The sequence below is a fragment of the Clostridium zhoujianii genome (assembly GCF_051590805.1).
In the GTDB taxonomy this organism is placed as follows: Bacteria; Bacillota; Clostridia; order Clostridiales; family Clostridiaceae; genus Clostridium.
This window is the reverse complement of the sequence record NZ_JBPUTF010000001.1, coordinates 1,946,246-1,965,110: the sequence shown is the minus strand read 5'-3', so window position 1 is coordinate 1,965,110 and position 18,865 is coordinate 1,946,246. Positions and strand designations below refer to the sequence as shown.

At 31.0% G+C, this 18,865-nt stretch carries 14 protein-coding genes, 1 pseudogene and 1 other annotated feature; of the genes and pseudogenes, 14 read left to right on the top strand and 1 reads right to left on the bottom strand.

Annotated features, from left to right (window positions below; genetic code table 11):
- The first annotated feature begins 36 nt into the window (after window positions 1-36).
- The 4 genes and pseudogenes from ACSYT2_RS09235 to ACSYT2_RS09220 form a co-directional block, all read left to right on the top strand.
- Window positions 37-2,388, top strand: coding sequence for a U32 family peptidase (locus ACSYT2_RS09235; protein WP_438384571.1), 2,352 nt, complete (start codon window positions 37-39; stop codon window positions 2,386-2,388).
- 2 nt (window positions 2,389-2,390) lie between these two features.
- On the top strand, window positions 2,391-4,748 hold the full coding sequence (locus tag ACSYT2_RS09230; RefSeq protein WP_438384570.1) for an endonuclease MutS2: 2,358 nt from the start codon (window positions 2,391-2,393) through the stop codon (window positions 4,746-4,748).
- 98 nt (window positions 4,749-4,846) lie between these two features.
- Entirely contained in the window at window positions 4,847-5,791 is a 945-nt protein-coding gene (locus tag ACSYT2_RS09225) for a carbohydrate kinase family protein (RefSeq protein ID WP_430854939.1), read from the top strand.
- A 36-nt stretch (window positions 5,792-5,827) separates the two neighbouring features.
- Window positions 5,828-6,259 (top strand): annotated as a pseudogene (locus ACSYT2_RS09220) (2-thiouracil desulfurase family protein); the annotation flags it as partial.
- 90 nt (window positions 6,260-6,349) lie between these two features.
- Here ACSYT2_RS09220 and ACSYT2_RS09215 read toward each other — a convergent pair.
- Window positions 6,350-7,813 (bottom strand): aminotransferase class I/II-fold pyridoxal phosphate-dependent enzyme, encoded by a 1,464-nt coding sequence (locus ACSYT2_RS09215; protein ID WP_430854938.1) that lies wholly within the window; start codon window positions 7,811-7,813, stop codon window positions 6,350-6,352.
- 227 nt (window positions 7,814-8,040) lie between these two features.
- On the opposite strand from ACSYT2_RS09215, the gene ACSYT2_RS09210 reads away from it, so the two are divergent.
- The 10 genes from ACSYT2_RS09210 (at window position 8,041) to ACSYT2_RS09165 (ending at window position 18,854) form a co-directional block, all read left to right on the top strand.
- Window positions 8,041-8,640, top strand: coding sequence for a 50S ribosomal protein L25 (locus tag ACSYT2_RS09210; protein ID WP_430854937.1), 600 nt, complete (start codon window positions 8,041-8,043; stop codon window positions 8,638-8,640).
- A gap of 129 nt (window positions 8,641-8,769) precedes the next feature.
- Complete coding sequence (locus ACSYT2_RS09205; RefSeq protein WP_430854936.1) at window positions 8,770-10,488, top strand: phospho-sugar mutase; 1,719 nt, start codon at window positions 8,770-8,772, stop codon at window positions 10,486-10,488.
- A gap of 92 nt (window positions 10,489-10,580) precedes the next feature.
- Complete coding sequence (locus tag ACSYT2_RS09200) at window positions 10,581-11,669, top strand: tetratricopeptide repeat protein (protein WP_430854935.1); 1,089 nt, start codon at window positions 10,581-10,583, stop codon at window positions 11,667-11,669.
- Window positions 11,670-11,686: 17 nt separating this feature from the next.
- Entirely contained in the window at window positions 11,687-12,394 is a 708-nt protein-coding gene (locus ACSYT2_RS09195; protein ID WP_438384569.1) for a WecB/TagA/CpsF family glycosyltransferase, read from the top strand.
- A 12-nt stretch (window positions 12,395-12,406) separates the two neighbouring features.
- On the top strand, window positions 12,407-13,933 hold the full coding sequence (gene murJ, locus ACSYT2_RS09190) for a murein biosynthesis integral membrane protein MurJ (protein ID WP_438384568.1): 1,527 nt from the start codon (window positions 12,407-12,409) through the stop codon (window positions 13,931-13,933).
- A 9-nt stretch (window positions 13,934-13,942) separates the two neighbouring features.
- Window positions 13,943-15,220, top strand: a complete 1,278-nt coding sequence (locus ACSYT2_RS09185; protein WP_430854932.1) for a glycosyltransferase — start codon at window positions 13,943-13,945, stop codon at window positions 15,218-15,220.
- Window positions 15,221-15,225: 5 nt separating this feature from the next.
- Complete coding sequence (locus ACSYT2_RS09180; RefSeq protein ID WP_438384567.1) at window positions 15,226-16,362, top strand: glycosyltransferase; 1,137 nt, start codon at window positions 15,226-15,228, stop codon at window positions 16,360-16,362.
- Between the two features lie 23 nt (window positions 16,363-16,385).
- A complete protein-coding gene (locus ACSYT2_RS09175) occupies window positions 16,386-17,045 on the top strand; it encodes a cyclodeaminase/cyclohydrolase family protein (RefSeq protein WP_438384566.1) in 660 nt (219 codons plus the stop codon).
- A 188-nt stretch (window positions 17,046-17,233) separates the two neighbouring features.
- Window positions 17,234-17,494, top strand: a binding site (T-box leader).
- Window positions 17,495-17,536: 42 nt separating this feature from the next.
- Window positions 17,537-18,196, top strand: coding sequence for an amino acid ABC transporter permease (locus ACSYT2_RS09170; RefSeq protein ID WP_438384565.1), 660 nt, complete (start codon window positions 17,537-17,539; stop codon window positions 18,194-18,196).
- On the top strand, window positions 18,186-18,854 hold the full coding sequence (locus ACSYT2_RS09165) for an amino acid ABC transporter permease (RefSeq protein ID WP_438384564.1): 669 nt from the start codon (window positions 18,186-18,188) through the stop codon (window positions 18,852-18,854). The genes ACSYT2_RS09170 and ACSYT2_RS09165 overlap by 11 nt, the downstream gene beginning before the upstream one ends.
- Window positions 18,855-18,865: the final 11 nt, after the last annotated feature.

The following is an 18,865-nucleotide window of genomic DNA, read 5'->3' as shown; positions in this document are numbered from 1 at the left end:
TACAAATAGATGAAGAGTTAATTAGGAGAGATTAAAATGGAAAAAATAGAATTACTAGCTCCAGCAGGTAGCATGGAGAGTATTTATGCAGCAATAAATAATGGAGCCAATGCAATATATTTAGGTGGGCCAAAGTTCTCAGCAAGGGCTAAAGCAATAGAATTTGATAATGAGAAGATGAAAATAGCAGTTGATTATTGTCATAGTTATGGCGTTGAAATATATGTAACCATGAATACAATTTTGAAGCAAAATGAATTAGCTGATGCTATCAAATATGTAGGATATCTTTATGAAATAGGAGTTGATGCCTTAATTATTCAAGATTTGGGCTTATTAAATCTAATACAAGATAAGTATCCTGATTTTGAGGTTCATGCATCAACTCAAATGACTATACATAATGGTGAAGGTGCAGTTTATTATAGAGATAAAGGTTTCACTAGAGTGGTTTTATCCAGGGAACTTAATATTAAAGAGGTAGAGTATATATCTAAAGAGCTTGGAATTGAAACAGAGATATTCGTACATGGCGCATTGTGTGTATCCTATTCAGGGCAATGTCTAATGAGTGCAATGATAGGAAGTAGAAGTGGAAACAGAGGCAAGTGTGCACAACCATGTAGACAGGAGTACAGATTGACTTCAACTACAATGGGAGAGAAGAGAGGACACCTTTTAAGCACAAAGGATACCTGTACTATAGATGATATTAAAGATATTATAAATAGTGGTACAGCATCATTAAAGGTTGAAGGTAGAATGAAGAAACCAGAGTATGTAGCTGGTGTTGTTGAAAGTTATAGAAAAGCTATTGATAAAGAGCTTAAAAATACAGAATTTAATATAAATGAAGGAAAGAAGACTTTATTACAACTATTTAATAGAGGTGGATTTTCAAATGCTTACTTGAAAAAAGACTCTGGTAAGGATATGATGAGTTTCCAAATTCCTAAAAATACAGGGATTGAATTAGGTAAGATTGATGAAAAAGGAGAAATAATCCTGAAAGATAGCATAATGCTAGGAGATGGCATTGGCTTTGGAAATAAGGGATTTACTGTGAGCAAGATAGTATTAAATGGTATTGAGGTAAAGGAAGCAGATGGAGGGGATAAGGTTAAGCTATTCCCTAAAGGTTATAAAAAGGGAGATATAATATATAGAACATCAAGCAAAAGGTTGTTAGATACCCTTTCAGAAAAGATAAAGGCATATAATAAGAAAATTGGACTACAAGGGGAAGTAATATTTAAAGTAGGAGAACCTGTAAATTTAAGTACTTCATTTAATGATGTTAAATATGAGGTGAGTGGGGAAATTGTAGAGAAGGCAGAAAGAAAGCCTTTAGAAAAAGAAAGAATAGCAGAGGCTTTAAAGAAATCAGGAGAATCTCCATATAAACTTGAGGGCATAAGATTTGAGGCCTTTGAAGATGGATTTATAAGGGTATCTTCATTAAATGGTCTAAGAAGAGAATTATTTGAAAAGATATTAAAAGATACAACTGCAAAATATAGGAGAAGAAGAAGTAAAGCAGATGAAAGTAAGTCAATAAAGGCTAAGGAGATTAAAAATCCTATTAATGTTGAACTGTTAGTAACATGTACAACAAAAACTCAACTTAAAACATTAATAAAGATGGGGATAAAGGATATTGGAGTTGACCTATACAGTAGAGAAAAGGATTCTTTAAATATTAGGGACATATCAGAATTGGAAGGGGTAAATATTTATTTATTAACTCCAGAAATAATTAAAAGTGAGTTTGATGCTGTTGTTAAAATGATAGAGAAGAGCAAGGATTATATAAAAGGATTAATAACATCAAATGCAGGAATTATTAATATATATAAAGATAAAATGCCTATAATAGGGGATTATAAGCTTAATATATTTAATTCGGAAGCTTTAAACTTCTATAGGGAAGATATAAATGTTGCATCATTAAGTCTTGAACTTAATAGAAGAGAGATAAAAGAGATTATGAAAAATGCACCTAAAGGGGTAGCTTATCAATTATATGGAAAGACTGAACTTATGGTAAGTGAATACTGTCCAATAGGAAGCACATTTGGTGGTAAAAATAAGGATAAAGAATGTAATTTAGCATGTACTAGGGACAGCTTCACATTAGTAGATGAGACTAATGAAAGCTTTAGAGTAATGACAGATGTATTTTGTAGAAGTCATATATTAAATGGAGTAGCTCTAAACCTTATTAGAGAGAAGAAGGACTTAGAGGACATAGGTATTAATACATTTAGGATAGATTTTAAAGATGAAACATCTGAAGATATAAAGAGAGTATTTGATATGTTAGAAGGTAAGGTAGAGGTTGAAGGCAAGTATTATACAAAGGGATGCTATAAAAGAGGTGTAGATTAGGAATGAATGAAAGATCGTTAAGAGTATTAGAATTTAACAAAGTAAAAGAAAAGGTAAGAAAATATGCAGTTACTAGTGGAGGGAAAGAATTAGTTGATGAACTAGTTCCATATTCCACTGTTTATGAAGTTAAAAATGGATTAGAGGAAACAAATGAAGCTTATGAATTATTAGTTAAAAAGGGAAATCCACCATTTGAAGGGCTACATGATGTAAGAGAAGGTCTTGAAAGAGCAGGTAAAGGTGGAACATTAACACTTGGGCAACTACTACATGTAGGAAGTATGCTTAGATGTACTAGGAGAGTAAAAGAGTATTTAACAAGATCAGAAGAGGAGGAAAGTTTTCCAAAGCTAGAGGATCTTGCATATATTTTAACTCCTATAAAAAATTTAGAGACTGAAATAGAAACAGCCATTATTTCAGAGGAAGAGGTAAGTGACAAGGCTAGTAGCACTCTTTATAATATAAGAAGAAATTTAAAAGAGAAAAATTCATCAGTAAGAGAAAAAATTAATTCTATAGTTAGAAGTAATGCAAAATATCTTCAAGATGCTATTTATACCATGAGAGGGGATAGATATGTATTACCTGTAAAGTCAGAATATAAAGGGGCAGTACCAGGATTAGTACATGACCAAAGTTCTACAGGAGCAACCCTTTTTATTGAGCCTATGAGTCTAGTAAACCTAAATAATGAAATAAAGGAGCTAAAGCTTAAAGAAAAAGCAGAAATAGAAAGAATTCTATGGGAGCTTTCTAAAAAAGTTAAAGATAATGTAGACTCTTGTAATAATAATATGAAGATATTATTAGAAATTGACTTTATATTTGCAAAGGGAAAGTATGCTTCTTCAATAAATGCAATTATGCCAACAGTGAATGAAAATGGTATATTTGATTTAATTGAGGCAAGACACCCTCTTATAGATCCGGAAAAGGTAGTACCTTCTGATATTTATTTAGGTAAGGATTTTTCTGCTTTAATGATTACTGGACCTAATACAGGGGGAAAGACTGTTACTATAAAGACTGTAGGATTACTTCATATTATGGCTATGAGTGGATTACTGATATCTGCAAAAGAAGGATCATCAATTAGTTTTTATAGAGAAGTTTTTGCGGATATAGGGGATGAACAAAGTATAGAACAAAGTTTATCAACCTTCTCATCCCATTTAACCAATATTGTTGGCATAATGGAAAATGCGGATAGGGAGTCATTAGCCTTATTCGATGAATTGGGTGCCGGAACTGACCCTACAGAGGGTGCAGCACTTGCTATTTCTATTATTGAAACATTAAGAGAAAGAGGAACTAAAATAGTAGCAACTACACATTATAGTGAACTTAAGGGTTATGCATTAAAAACTATTGGAGTTGAAAATGCATCAGTTGAATTTGATGTAGAGACATTAAGGCCTACTTATAGACTTTTAATAGGTATACCAGGAAAATCAAATGCATTTGAAATAAGTAGAAGACTTGGTCTTGATGACTATATTATTGAAAAGGCAAAAAATTATATGTCTAAGGAAAATCTTCAATTTGAAGATTTAATTAGAGACCTTCAAGAAAAAAGCATTATTGCTAATAGAGATGCAAGAGAAGCTGGAAAGCTAAAGGCGGAAGCAGAGAAAGCTAAAAAAGTATATGAAGAAAAGTTAAAGAAACTTGAAACTACAAGAGATAAGGCTTACAACGAAGCGAGGAGAGAAGCAAAAGATATTATATCAGCTGCTAAGGATGAAGCTGATGAAATATTAAAGGCTATGAGAGAGCTTGAGAAGCTTGGTATATCAAGTGGTGGAAGAAAGAGGTTAGAAGAAGAAAGAAAGAGATTAAAAGACTCATTAGAAGAAAGAGAAAAATCACTTATTAAACAAAGAGAAAACACAGGCGAAGCTATTACAAAAGTAACTTTGGGAATGGAAGCATTCTTACCTTCATTAAATCAGAAGGTAATAATAATTTCTATGCCGGATAATAGGGGAGAAGTACAAGTAGAAGCTGGAATAATGAAAATAAGCGTTAAGTTAAAGGATCTTAGAGTAACAGAGGCTACTGCAAAACCTAAAGAGAAAAAGAGAAGAGAAGTAAAACTTAATCTTAAATCTGTTGATAGCAGAGTTGACTTAAGGGGATTAGATGCTGAAGAAGCTTGTTATAGGGCAGATAAATATTTAGATGAGGCCTATATTGCTAATTTAGGAGAGATTACTATAGTTCATGGTAAGGGAACTGGTATTTTAAGAAAAGCAATCAATGATATGCTTAAGAGACATCCACATGTAAAATCATATAGACTTGGTGTATATGGAGAAGGTGGAGATGGTGTTACAATGGTTGAATTAAAATAATAAATCAAAATTCGACAAATATCCTTTATTTTTAAGGATAAATCTAATATAATAATTTTATTGTATAAACAGAAGATTAAGATTGCAGGAGAGATATTATGAAAGACAATAATTCATATGTGTTAGTATTAGGGGCATCAATTGTAGATATTTTAGGCTTTAGTAGGAGTAATTACACTGAGAAGGATTCAATACCAGGTAGCATTAAGATATCTTTAGGTGGAGTTTGTAGAAATATAGCTGAAAATATGTCCAGAGTTGGTATAAATACAAAGTTCATTTCTATCTTGGGAGATGATGAACAAGGAAGAAATATTTTAGAACATTCAAAGATCATAGGGTATAATATGGAGCATACTTTACTTTTAGAAAATAAAAGAACACCAACTTATATGGCAATTTTAGATGAAAAAGGTGAAATGGTATCAGCTATAGTTGATATGAATAGTCTTGATGAAATGGATGAAGATTTTATTGATTCTAAAAAGGAAGTAATTTGCAATGCAGAATACACATTTTTAGACTCTGATAACCCAAAGTTATTGGAACATATAATAAAAACATATCATGGGAATACGAATTTTGTTTTAGATCCTGTATCAGCTGTCAAAGCTGAAAATATAAAACATTTAATAAAATACTTCCATACTATAAAGCCAAATAGATATGAAGCTGAGATTCTTTGTGGATTTAAAATAAAAAATGATAATGATCTAAAGAAAGCAGCAGACTATTTCTTATCCCTTGGAATAAAAAACATATTTATTAGTATGGATGAAGAGGGGATTTTCTTTACTAACGGATTAGAAGAAGGAAAAATTAGAGCAAAGAATGTTACTGTGAAGAATACAACAGGGGCAGGAGATTCTTTTGTTGCTGGAGTAGGGTACGGATATATGAATGGTCTTTCCTTAAAAGATACAGTAAAGTATGCTATAGCAATGTCTGTTATAACTATTTCTCATGAGGATACTATCAATCCTAAGATGAGTGATGATTATGTTAAATACTATATAGATAGATTAGAGTGGGAAGAGAACTAAATATTGAGGGTTTGTTAGTGAATTGGGGTGAAAAAATTGTATTTAATTAGTGCATGCTTATGTGGTGTTAACTGTAAGTATAGTGGACATAATAATTTGAATGAGGACTGTCTTAAGCTTTTAAAAGAGGGTAAGGCAATTTTAATATGTCCTGAACAATTAGGAGGTCTAACTACACCTAGACCTCCTGCAGAAATAATTGGTGATTCAAAGGGGATAGTGGAATCAAATAAAGGTGCTATAGTTACAGAAAGAGGTGTAGATGTAACTGCTGAATTTATAAAAGGAGCAGAAGAGTCCCTTTCAATAGCAAAAATAGTAGGAGCTTCAAAGGCTATTCTAAAAGAAGGAAGTCCTTCATGTGGAGTCAATTTTATTTATGATGGGACTTTTAAGGGTCTGAAGGTCAAAGGAGAAGGAATAACCTCATTTATGCTTAAAAGGAAGGGAATTGAAGTTATTTCTGATATAGAGTATAGTAAATCATTAATAGAATAAATTATAATAAAAAGATCAAGTAGAATAGAATCTTCTACTTGATCTTTTTTATATATTCGATTATTTTTGAACAGTTTTAATATAGGTTGATGTAGGATCTTCAGTTCCTTGAACATAAAGATTAGCTCTTTTAAGATCTTCAACATAATCAATAATTTCTTTTGTTATAATTTCACCAGGGCATAGTAGAGGTATGCCTGGTGGATATGCTAGAAGGAATTCACCAGAAATAAGTCCTTCACTTTCTTTAAGCTTAACATCAACTTTGTTAGCGTTAAAGGCTTCTCTTGGATTTAATATCTTCTTTGGTATAGAAGGAATATCTAAGAAATCTGGAGTAGCAGGTCTCTTACCATAGTAATCCGTTGATATCTCTTTTAAAGCACTTAATAGTTTTTCTATAGCTTCTTTTGTATCGCCAAATGAGCCAACTGCAAGTACATTATAAAAATCCGATAGCTCCATTTGAATATGATATTTTTCTGCTAATATAGTATCTAATTCGTATCCTGTTATTCCTAATTCCCTACAGGAAATTGTTAATTTTGTTGGATCAAAAGAATAGGATCCAGGTACTCCAAGAACTTCTTTTCCAAATGAATTAAATCCAGGTATTTTATTAATCTCATTTCTAGCATAATCACATAATTCAATAGATTTAGCTAATAAATCCTTTCCTTCAAGAGCAATTTGTCTTCTAGCACAATCTAGTGAAGCCATTAGAATGTAAGAAGGTGAAGTAGTTTGCAATAAGTTCAATACCTGTTGAACTCTTTTTGGATTAACTAGCTTGCTCTTAACATGGAGTAGGGAAGCTTGAGTTAGTGAACCAATTATTTTATGAGTACTTTGTGCACAGATATCTGCGCCAGCATCTAAGGCTGACATAGGGAGCTTATTAGAAAATGCAAGATGAGGACCATGAGCTTCATCAACAATAAGTGGTATATGGTGGCTATGTACAATATCTGCAATTTTCTTTATATCAGTTGCTACACCATAGTATGTTGGGTTAATTATAAGTACAGCTTTTGCATCAGGATTTTCACTTAGTGTTCTTTCAACTGTTTTTGGATCTACACCATGTGCTATTCCAAGATTTTTATCAAGTTCGGGCTGCATAAATACAGGGATAGCACCACTTAATATTATCCCTGCTGTTACAGACTTATGTACATTCCTAGGAACAAGAATTTTATCACCATCAGATACTACTGACATAATCATAGCTTGAATAGCCCCAGAAGTACCATGGATTGAAAAGAAACTAGCATCAGCTCCATAAGCTGCTGCAGCTAATTCTTGAGCTTCTTTAATTGGACCGTTTGGGTGATGTAGGCTATCAACTAATTTAAAAACAGTTACATCTATTTTAAATGGATTTTCTCCCATGAAATTTTTAAACTCATCATCCATGCCTATACCTTTTTTATGACCAGGAACATGAAAAGGGAGAGTATCTCTACTAACATATTCTTTTAATGCATCAAATAAAGGAGTATTTCTTTGATCTAATTTGTTCATTTAAGCACCTTCTTTCATAAGTATCTTTTTCAAATATGTATAATTTATTATTTATAAAATGCAAAATAATAAATAAACCTTCTATATTATATTTTATAACGATATACTATGCAATATTTTGCCACTAGGATATAAAAATTAATTTTCTTTGAATATTATGGACAATTTATTGGAATAATTAAAGAAGAGTTTGTGAGAATATAAAATGCAAAGAGGAGTGGAAAGTTTTGAATAGTTTAAAGTTAGAAAATAGAAAAGTTACATCAGGTCATGGAGCTAGAAGAGAGAGAAAGAATGGTATTGTTCCTGGTGTTTTATATGGGAAGGATATTAAAAATTTACTATTTGAAGTAGGGGAATTAGAGTTATGTAGAGAAATATCATCTTCAGGTCAGCATGGAATGCTTAATTTTAATATGGACGGAAAAGATAGTAGTGCACTTTTAAAAGAAGTGCAAAGAGATCCTGTAACCCATAAAATTATACACATTGATCTAGAAGAGTGCGGAGAAAATGAAATTATCCAATCTGAGGTACCAATTAACTTTATAGGAGAAGAATGGCTTAGTAAGAAAGGGGCAGTACTTCAAAAAGAAAAGGATCTAGTAAGAGTAAGTTGTAAGGCAAATGAACTTCCAAAATCTATAAAAGTTGATGTATCTAAAGGATCTATGGGATCAGTATATAGATATTCAGATTTAGAAATAGGAAATGAAATATCAATAGTTAATGATATGGAGGGAGTTGTTGCATCAATTAGTAATGAAAAGAAATTAACCTCAGATTTAGGAACAGAAGAAATAATAGAAAAAGAAGAAATAAAGTAAAAATATAAAGGGTATGAAATTCATGCCCTTTTACCAATTGGAATAAAATTGGTAAAACGTCTTTTTTTCATTGTAATACTTTCAATATGATGTATAATATACCTGTACGAAATTTAAGGAGGGGTAGCTGTGTACAGAGAGAAATATCAAGAATGGTTAGATTCGTCTACAATAAATGAAGAAATTAAGAGTGAATTAAGAAGTATAAGTGATGATAAGGAAATAGAAGATAGATTCTACAAGGAACTAGATTTTGGGACAGGTGGACTAAGAGGGGTAATAGGTGCAGGAACTAATAGAATGAATATATATACTGTATCGAAGGCAACCCAAGGTTTTGCTAATTATTTAAATGAAAGCTTCGAAAACCCATCAGTAGCGATAGCATATGATTCTAGAAATATGTCGGATGAATTTGCAAAGGCAGCAGCATTAACATTGTGTGCTAGTGGGGTAAAGGTTTATCTTTTTGAAGGATTAAGACCTACACCCGTTCTTTCTTTTACAGTAAGGCATTTAGGATGTGATGGAGGTATAGTTGTAACTGCATCTCATAATCCAAAACAATATAATGGATACAAGGTGTATGATGAATTTGGTGGGCAAGTAACAGATGCTAAAGCAGATAGAATTATTACTTGTGTAAATAATATTGGTGACTTTAGTGAAATTAAGACTATTTCTGAGTCAGAAGCAATAGAAAAAGGACTACTTATTTACATTGGGGAAGATGTAGATAAGGCTTATATAGAAAAAGTAAAAGAGTTAACTATAAGAAAAGAGTTAGTTAAAAATAATGCTAAAGATCTAAAGATAATTTATACTCCTATTCATGGAAGTGGTAATATTCCTGTAAGAAGAGTATTAAATGAATTAGGATATACAGGTGTTAAGGTTGTTAAGGAACAAGAAGCTCCAAATGGAAACTTCCCAACAGCTCCTTATCCAAATCCTGAGACATCTCAAGTATTTGAGCTAGCTTTAGAGATGGCAAAGGAAGAGGCACCAGATATAATATTTGGAACAGATCCTGATTGTGATAGAATTGGAGTAGTTGTTAATGCTGGTAATAATGATTATAAGATACTAACAGGAAATCAAACAGGATTACTTTTAACTGAATATGTGTTAAGTGCATTAAAGGAGACAAATAAGTTACCTAATAATGGGGTTATTATAAAGACAATAGTAACAACAGAAGGCGCTAGAAAGATTACAGAAGATTATGGAATTGAAATCATGGATGTATTAACAGGTTTCAAATATATTGGTGAAAAGATGCAAGAATTCCAAGTTAATGGTGACAAGACTTATTTATTTGGTTTTGAAGAAAGCTACGGATACTTAGCAGGTGACTTTGTAAGAGATAAGGATGCTGTTATTGCTTCAATGCTTATTGCGGAAATGACATTATATTATAAAGAGCAAGGGATGAGCCTATATGAAGCTTTAATTAAATTATATGAAAAGTATGGTTTCTTTAAAGAAGATCTTGTATCAATAGAACTTAAGGGTAAAGAAGGTCAAGAAAAAATAGCTACATGTATAGATGAATTAAGAAATTCAACTATTTCTGAAGTAGATGGAGTTAAGGTGACTACTAAACTTGATTATAAGTTAAGCATAGAAGAAACAAATGGAAAAAACCTTGAAATAAATCTTCCTAAGTCAAATGTTCTTAAATTTATTTTAGAAGATGGGTCTTCATTCGTTGTAAGACCTTCAGGAACAGAGCCTAAAATGAAAGTATACTTGGCAGTAAGAGGAGAAAGTTTAGAAAATGCTGAAACTGAACTCTTAAGATTTAAAGAAAAGGTTATGGCAATAATAGATAGTAAATTAAAATAGTAAAATCATTGCTATCATCGATAAGGTGATAGCAATTTTTTTGTTTTAGGGTATAATTATAAGAGACATAATAAGTTTAGGTGGTGCAATAAATGGAGTATAAAACAGTATTTAAAGAAAAATTAAGCAAGTTATTGTTTTTAGAGGTAGACTGGAGTGGATTTAAAAGAAACGTTAGAATACCAGAGCAAGTATCCTTAAAGACAAAGGATTTATATATACCAATAAGTGCGAAATACATAACAAATAATGTAGATAATGAATTAAAGATAAGCAATTTGCCCATATATTATTTTATTGAAGGTATGCTGATTGCATTAGGAGCTGATGAGAAGCTTAGTTATAGTGAAGATTATATTATTATATTAAATAATATAGGAGAAAGTGAAGAGTGTGGTAGGGCATTAGTTGCAAGTAGGATAAAGGAAGATGAATTAATTGATGCATATCTAATATTAAGAGGACTATTTTTGGCTACAGGTAATGAAGAATATTATAAAAAGTTATTATTAGTTGGAGAGGCTCAAAGAGAAAAGGATAATGGCTTTAGGGAGATTTTATTAAGAGATATAGATGAAGGTAAGGAAGAGTTTAATAAGCTACCAGATCCATATCTATATAAAGCCTTAGTACTTAGAGCTGATAATGACTTTGTAGGTGCTAAAATAGAGATAAATGAGTATGTAAATAAAGGTGGAGAAGTAACTACAGAAATAAGACAAATGATGAATGATATAGAGAATGTATCTACATATGAAAAAGCCATTGAATTATTAGATGAAAGTCCTGAGAAGTCAATTGGGATGTTCTTGTCTTTAGTAGAGGTTTTTGATAAGAATCCACTATTATATTATTATTTAGGGGTAGCTTATAGAAAAATTGAGAACTTTGAAAAGGCTATATATTATCTAAATGAAAGTTTAGCAATAGAATCAGGGATACTAGAGGTAGTAAGTGAAATTGGTGTTAACTATGCTTGTATTGGAAACTATGAAGAAGCAATAAAGTATTTTAAAAAAGCTTTTGAGGCATCAAGAGAAGTAGAAATATGTACTAATATAGTTATGTGTTATTTGAATATAGGAGATAAGGAAGAAGCAAAATTACACTTAGATATAGCTAAAAAACTAAATCCTGAGGATGAAATTGTACAAAAACTTGATAGAATGTTGAGTAAGTAGTGACTAAGGGAGTTTATATGTATACGGAGATATTAGGATATAAAATTTATAATGATACTAAAGAAGAATTATTAAGAGAAATAGATAAAAGGGAAAGAGTAAATATTATTTCAGGAAACCCTGAAGTATTATTTAATGGACTTGAAAGCAAGAGACTTAATAAGAACTTCAAAGAGGATTATTCTATAATAGTTCCTGATGGGGTAGGAACAGTACTTGCATCAAAAATATTAAAGAATCCTGTGAAAGAGAAGATTGCAGGAATAGAAGTAATGGATGAAGTTTTGAAAAAGTGTGCAAATGAAGAAAAGGGAGTTTATCTACTAGGGGCTAAGGAAGAAACATTACAAGAATGTAAAAAGAAGATTAAAGAGCTTTATCCAACAATAAAAATTGTTGGGTCTCATAATGGATATTTTGATTTAAATAATTGCAGAGAAATTGTAGATGAAATCAAAGAAGGATCACCATGGGCAATTTTTGTAGCCATGGGTTGCCCGAAGCAGGAACAATTTATTGAAGAACATATAGATGAACTACCATGTAAATTTTACATGGGGGTAGGTGGAAGCTTTGATGTTTTTGCAGGAAATGTTAATAGGGCTCCAAAATGGATGATTTCATTAGGGTTAGAATGGTTATATAGGGTAGCTAAGGAACCTTGGAGAATAAAAAGACTATGGGCAATTCCTAAATTTTTATGGAGAGTTATAAGAAGTAAATAACGGGTGGATAATATGAAAAAAGGGAGTTTAATAAAATCTACAGTCATTGTAATGTTTATGGCCATTATAAGTAGATTTATAGGATTTATTAGAGATGTTATTATAGCAAATAATTTTGGTGCTAGCACCTATACTGACGCGTATAAAGCAGCAGCAACAATACCAGAAACTATATTTATGATAGTTGGACTTGCAATTTCCACAGCTTTTTTACCAATGCTAAGTAAGGTAAGGGTAGAAAAGGGAACAAAGGAGATGCACAAATTTGCAAATAATATAATAAATATATTATTTATTATATCTATTGCAATTTTTACTATAGCAAGCTTTTTCCCGGAACAGATTGTATGGGCAATAGCAGGTGGTTTTAACAGCGAAACTATGGAACTAGCAACTAATCTTACTAGAATAGTCTTAATCAATCTTGTATTCTTATCGGTAAATGCATGTTTTACAGCATTACTACAAGTACATGAAGATTTTGTTATTCCATCAATTTTAGGATTATTTTTTAATCTTCCAATAATAATATATTTATTAGTATTTAAAAATTGTGATATATATGGACTAACTATTGCTAACGTTATAGGTAATTTTCTAAGAGTAGTAGTTCAAGTACCATCATTAAGAAAGCATGGATACAGATATAAGCTATTTATTAATCTAAAAGACGAAAGAGTAAAAGGAATAGTTATTTTAATACTACCTGTGCTTATAGGTGCAGGAGCAAATTCTTTAAATCTTATAGTAGATAAAAGAATAGCGTCAGGGTTAGTTGAAGGAGCTATGACGACCTTGGATAATGCCCAGTTACTTATAACATTTATTAATACTATAGTAACCACATCTATATCAACAGTTATTTACCCAGTTCTAGCAAATAGAAGAAATGAAGGGAACAATAGAGAATTTAGGGAAGTATTATCTAAAGCAGTAATTTATCTGGGAATATTACTTATACCTATTACAGCAGGAATGCTTATATATGGTGGCGATATTGTACGATTAGTCTATATGAGGGGAGAATATACAGAGTATGCAGCTCAGTTAGCCACATTAGCTTTATTAGGATATACATTTGGTATATTCTTTACAGGTGTAAGAGATATACTAAATTCAACTTTATTTTCTATGGGACAGACTAAAATTACTGCAACTAATGGAGTTGTAGGAGTTATAATAAATATTGTTTTAAGTATAGTTTTTTCAAGATTCTTCGGAATAGCAGGAATAGCAGTTGCATCATCTATCGCTATGGTGGTGACAGCATTACTGTTATTTAGAAGTATAATTAAACTTGAGGGACAACTTGATATAAAGTTATTGTTATTAAAATTATTTAGAATAATAATTGCTACATTAGTAATGGTTTTAGTTGTCTTGTTAGTAAATATTATATCAATTAACTTACCAGTTATAGCATCATTAGCAATTGGTTCAATTATTGGAGGAGTAGTATATTTTATTAGTGTATATAAACTAAAGGTTGAAGAAGTAATGGAAGTTATGACTTTCATACTTAAAAAAATTAGACCATAAGGAGGAAGTATGAAGATACTATTTATAGCCTGTTACTCACCTTTTATAAATAATTCAGCTGCAATTGAAACTTTGCAATATTTAAATAAATTAAGTGAAATCAATAACAATGAAGTCCATTTATTAACAGTTGATTTTCCGGAGGATTCGATATATTACGATAAATCCTTAGCAGATATGATGAATAAAGATATAAAGATTCATTTGATAGAGGGTGGAAAGTTATTTAATAGACTTGTACCTAGAAGAGCACCTGAAGAAAGGGTGTTATCAGCTTCAAATGGTAGTATAAAGAGATTAAAGATCTTAAGAGGTATTAAGAATTCAATAGTTATACCAGATATGTATTATAGATGGGCTAAGAAGGCTAGTGAATATGGAAAAGAGCTAATGAAGAAAGAAGCTTTCGATGTAATTTTTTCAATGCATGAGCCACCATCATCTCACCTATGTGCTTATTATATAAAAAAAGAAAATTTAAAGGTTCCTTGGATAACTTACTGGAGTGATCCATGGCTTAAGGACTCAACCAGAGAAAAAGCATTTATAGGTAAAAGGATGATAGAAAAGAAAATGGAGAAGAAGGTTATTGAATTAGCAGATAAATTCATTTTCGTTACAGAAGCTAACAGGGAAGATTATATTAGTACTTATGAAGTTGATAGGGAGAAAACTTTTATACTTACAAGAGGATTTGATTCAATGCTCTTTGAAAATCTAGGGAAGGAGAATATGCCTAATTTAATTAATAAAGATAAAGTTAATATTGTATATGCAGGCGAGATATTCTCAAAATTGAGAAATATAAAGCCTTTTATAGAGGCATTAAGTGATATAAAAGAAGAGAGGCCAGAGCTATATAACAAGGTTAATTTGTTGTTTTTTGGAAATATTGACGATTCTGAGGCGAAAGAAGAGTTGGAGGCATTAGAGGTTAGTAATGTATCTAAAAGGATTCCTTTTAATGAGGCTATAAAATATATGCTTTCTTCAGAAGTACTTTTATTATTTGGGAATAAAAATTCGAAGCAGATACCTGCTAAGATATATGAATATTTCGGAGCAAAAGGAAAGATATTTGTAGTATTAGGTGATGAAAAAGATCCAATAAGGGATATAGTTGAGAATCATAATAAATGTATAACAACTTTAAATAATAAAAAAGATATTAAGGAAGAGATTATTAATTTATTAGAAATGGATAAAAATGAGATTCTGTCAGAGCCAGATTATAAGTATGAATGGTCTAGTATAGTAGGAAGACTAAATGAAATTTTAGAGGTGTAGATAATATGCATATAATGGTTGTGCCATCTTGGTATGCTTCTCCTAGGAATAAAGTGCATGGGAGTTTTTTTAAGGAACAATTTCAAGGACTTAATAAAAGTGGAGAGAAAGTATCTGTTGCATACAATGAGATATGGCCTATAACAAGCTTTGGTAGGATGAAAGAAAAGAGAGGGATCTCTTTTGATATTGAAGATGGATTAAGGACTTATAGATATAAAGATTATAATTTTTTACCTAAGAATTCTAATATGTTTAAGATCTTTAATAAAAGAATGGAGAAGCTTTATCTTAATATAGTAGAAAAAGAGGGGAAAGTTGATTTGATTCATGCTCACTCGGCATTTTGGGGAGGGATATCTGCTGCTTATGTAGCAAAGAAGTATAATATTCCTTTTGTACTAACTGAGCATACTTCATTAGAAAATAGCAAATATGTAAAAGAAAGTTATGTTAAGTGGATAAAATATGCCTATGATTCAGCAGATAGGTTGATAGCTGTTGGAAATGGATTGAAAAAAGAAATGAGTAACTACACAACAAATAATATCGATGTAATACATAATTTAGTCGACTTTTCCATGTTTGAACCAGAAGAGATAAAGAATGATAGATTGGAGTTATTCTCCCTTGCTTATTTAGTAGAAGGAAAAGGTATGGATCTTCTATTGAAGGGGTTTGCTGAAGCCTTTAGAGGAGAAAATATTTATTTGAGAATTGGTGGAGATGGATCAGAAAGAACTAATTTAGAATCTTTATCAAATTCATTAGGCTTAGAAAAGCAAGTAACTTTCCTAGGCTCATTGGAAAGAAAAGAGGTTGTTTCTGAAATGAATAGATGTAGTGGCTTTGTATTAGCATCAGAGTATGAAACTTTTGGTGTTGTATATATTGAAGCATTGTCATTAGGAAAACCTGTCCTTGGAACTAAGAATGGGGGAGCGGAAGATATCATTAAAGACTTTAACGGTATTATCGTTGAAAATAGAAATCACAATGCCTTGGTTCAAGGGTTGAGAGACTTTGTTAATAAAATCGATAATTTTGATAGAAAGTTAATAAGAGATAGATGTATAAATGATTTTAGGGAAGAAGTAATTATAGAGAAAATTAAAAAAGTTTATAAGGAAGTAATTGGATAGAATAAAAGAAATGGGGTATTTAAATGGAATTTAAAGATTATAAGATAGAAGAGTTTATAAATGATTTAGCATCACCACTACCTTCGCCAGGTGGTGGAAGTGTAGCAGGTTTAATAGCAGCTTTATCAGGGAGTTTAAACTCTATGGTATATTCCTTGACAGTAAATAAGAAATCCTTTGAGAAACTAGATTGTGATACAAAGAAAGTAGTTTTAGATTTTAAAGAGGCATCTACTAGATTTATAAAAAAAACATTAATATTAATGGAGAAAGATAGAGAATATTTTAATAAGCTAATGGATTTTTATAAATTACCTCAAAACACAGAAGAAGAAAAAGAAAAGAGAAACAAATTGATTACCGAAGGAACTTTAATGGCTATGAAATCACCCCAAGAACTTGCTATTGAAGCATATAAATTTTATGATAACATAGATGTAGCAGTAAAGTACGGGAATAGGATGTTAATATCAGATGCAGGATGTGCAGCAATATTGTTACATGCAGCTATTGAAAGTTCTATAGTTAATGTTAAAGTTAATCTGAATTCATTAAGACAAAAGCCTTTTGCAAAAGGGGTGGAAGAGGAGATGGAGGGGTTAGAGGTTAAATCTTTAAGTAGAAAAAATGAGATTTGTAAAATAATGAATAGTATAATATATCCACTAGAGGAAGAGAATTAGATTCTTTTCTTCTTTTTTTAATCTATTATTTTGAAAAACAACAGAATAATTAGAAAAACAATGGAATAATTAGAAATTATAAGATAAAAATGATTACATATAGAAAAAATGTAATAAAATAGAATGAAGATATATTGACAAAAAATGGACAAGAGCATATTATAATTATAAATCATATCAAAATAGTGGGAAATGCAGAGAAAGAGTAAAGTAATCATTTGGAGTTAACACAGAGAGGAAGGGTAGCTGAAAACTTCTATAATAAAAAATGATGAAGTGCACTCTGGAGCAGATAATCTGAAGTCAGTAAGATTATAACGGTACGCCGTTTATAGCGTTGGTGTATAAAATGAATGTTAGCGATGGTAACATTCAAATAACTGTACATATTAAGTTGAGATTAAAATCTAACTAGAGTGGAACCGCGGAGTCTATCCTTCGTCTCTTATATAAGAGGCGGAGTTTTTTGTTTATAAGGGGGGATTATTTATATGAATTGGCAATTTATTATTGACTCTATACCAAGATTTGTGGATGCAACAATACTAACCCTAGAGCTTGGAATTATAGGAATAATTTTATCTATAGTAATTGGATTGATATGTAGTAATCTAATGTTTTATCAGGTAAAGATATTTAAGGGGATATCAAAGATATATATTGAATTATCAAGAAATACACCACTATTAATTCAATTATTTTTCTTGTATTATGGATTACCTAAAATGGGGATAAAACTTAGTGGATTTGCATGTGGAATAATAGGGCTAGCCTTCTTAGGAGGAAGCTATATGGCAGAAGCTTTTAGAGGGGGACTTGAAGCTGTATCAAAGGGGCAAATAGAATCAGGTATGAGTATAGGACTTAATAAACTTCAAATATTTAGACATGTAATATTACCACAAGCATTTTCTATTTCCATTCCATCAATTGGAGCGAATTGCTTATTTTTATTAAAAGAAACATCTATTGTTGGAGCCATAGCAGTTGCAGATTTAATGTTTTTAGCTAAGGATATTATAGGAATGGAGTATAAGACTACTGAGGCCTTGTTTTTATTAGTAGTATCATATCTTATTATTTTACTACCAGTTTCATTATTAATAAGTTATTTAGAAAAGAGAGGAAGGAGAGCTAAATATGGGGTTTGAAGTTATATTTAAAGGTACTAACTTTGAAAGACTATTAGGTGGATTATTTATAACTTGTAAAATTGCATTTATATCTGTTATATTAGCTTCTCTTCTAGGAGTAATACTTGGAGTAATAATGACTAGTAGAAATAGAATGATAAAACTTATCTGTAGGTTTTACTTAGAAGCAATAAGGATAATTCCAATATTGGTTTGGTTATTTATAGTTTACTTTGGGGTAGCTACAGCTCTTAATACCCATTTAGATGCAGTATTTGTATCCATAGTTGTATTCGTACTTTGGGGTACAGCTGAAATGGGAGATATAGTTAGAGGGGCATTAACGTCAATGGAAAAGCATCAAAGTGAGTCAGCTTTTGCAATAGGATTAAACAAGATTCAAACATTTAGATATATTCTTATTCCACAAGCACTAAGGAGAATTACTCCAGGTGCTATAAACTTATCTACTAGAATGATTAAAACCAGCTCATTAGTAGTTTTAATTGGAGTAGTAGAGGTTATTAAGGTGGGACAGCAGATAATAGAGAATTCAATTTTGACAGCGCCAACAGCTTCTTTTGGAGTTTATGGAACTATATTTATTTTATATTTTATAATTTGCTATCCATTATCACTATTATCTAAATATCTAGAAAATAAATGGAGGGTATAGGAGGAGATAAT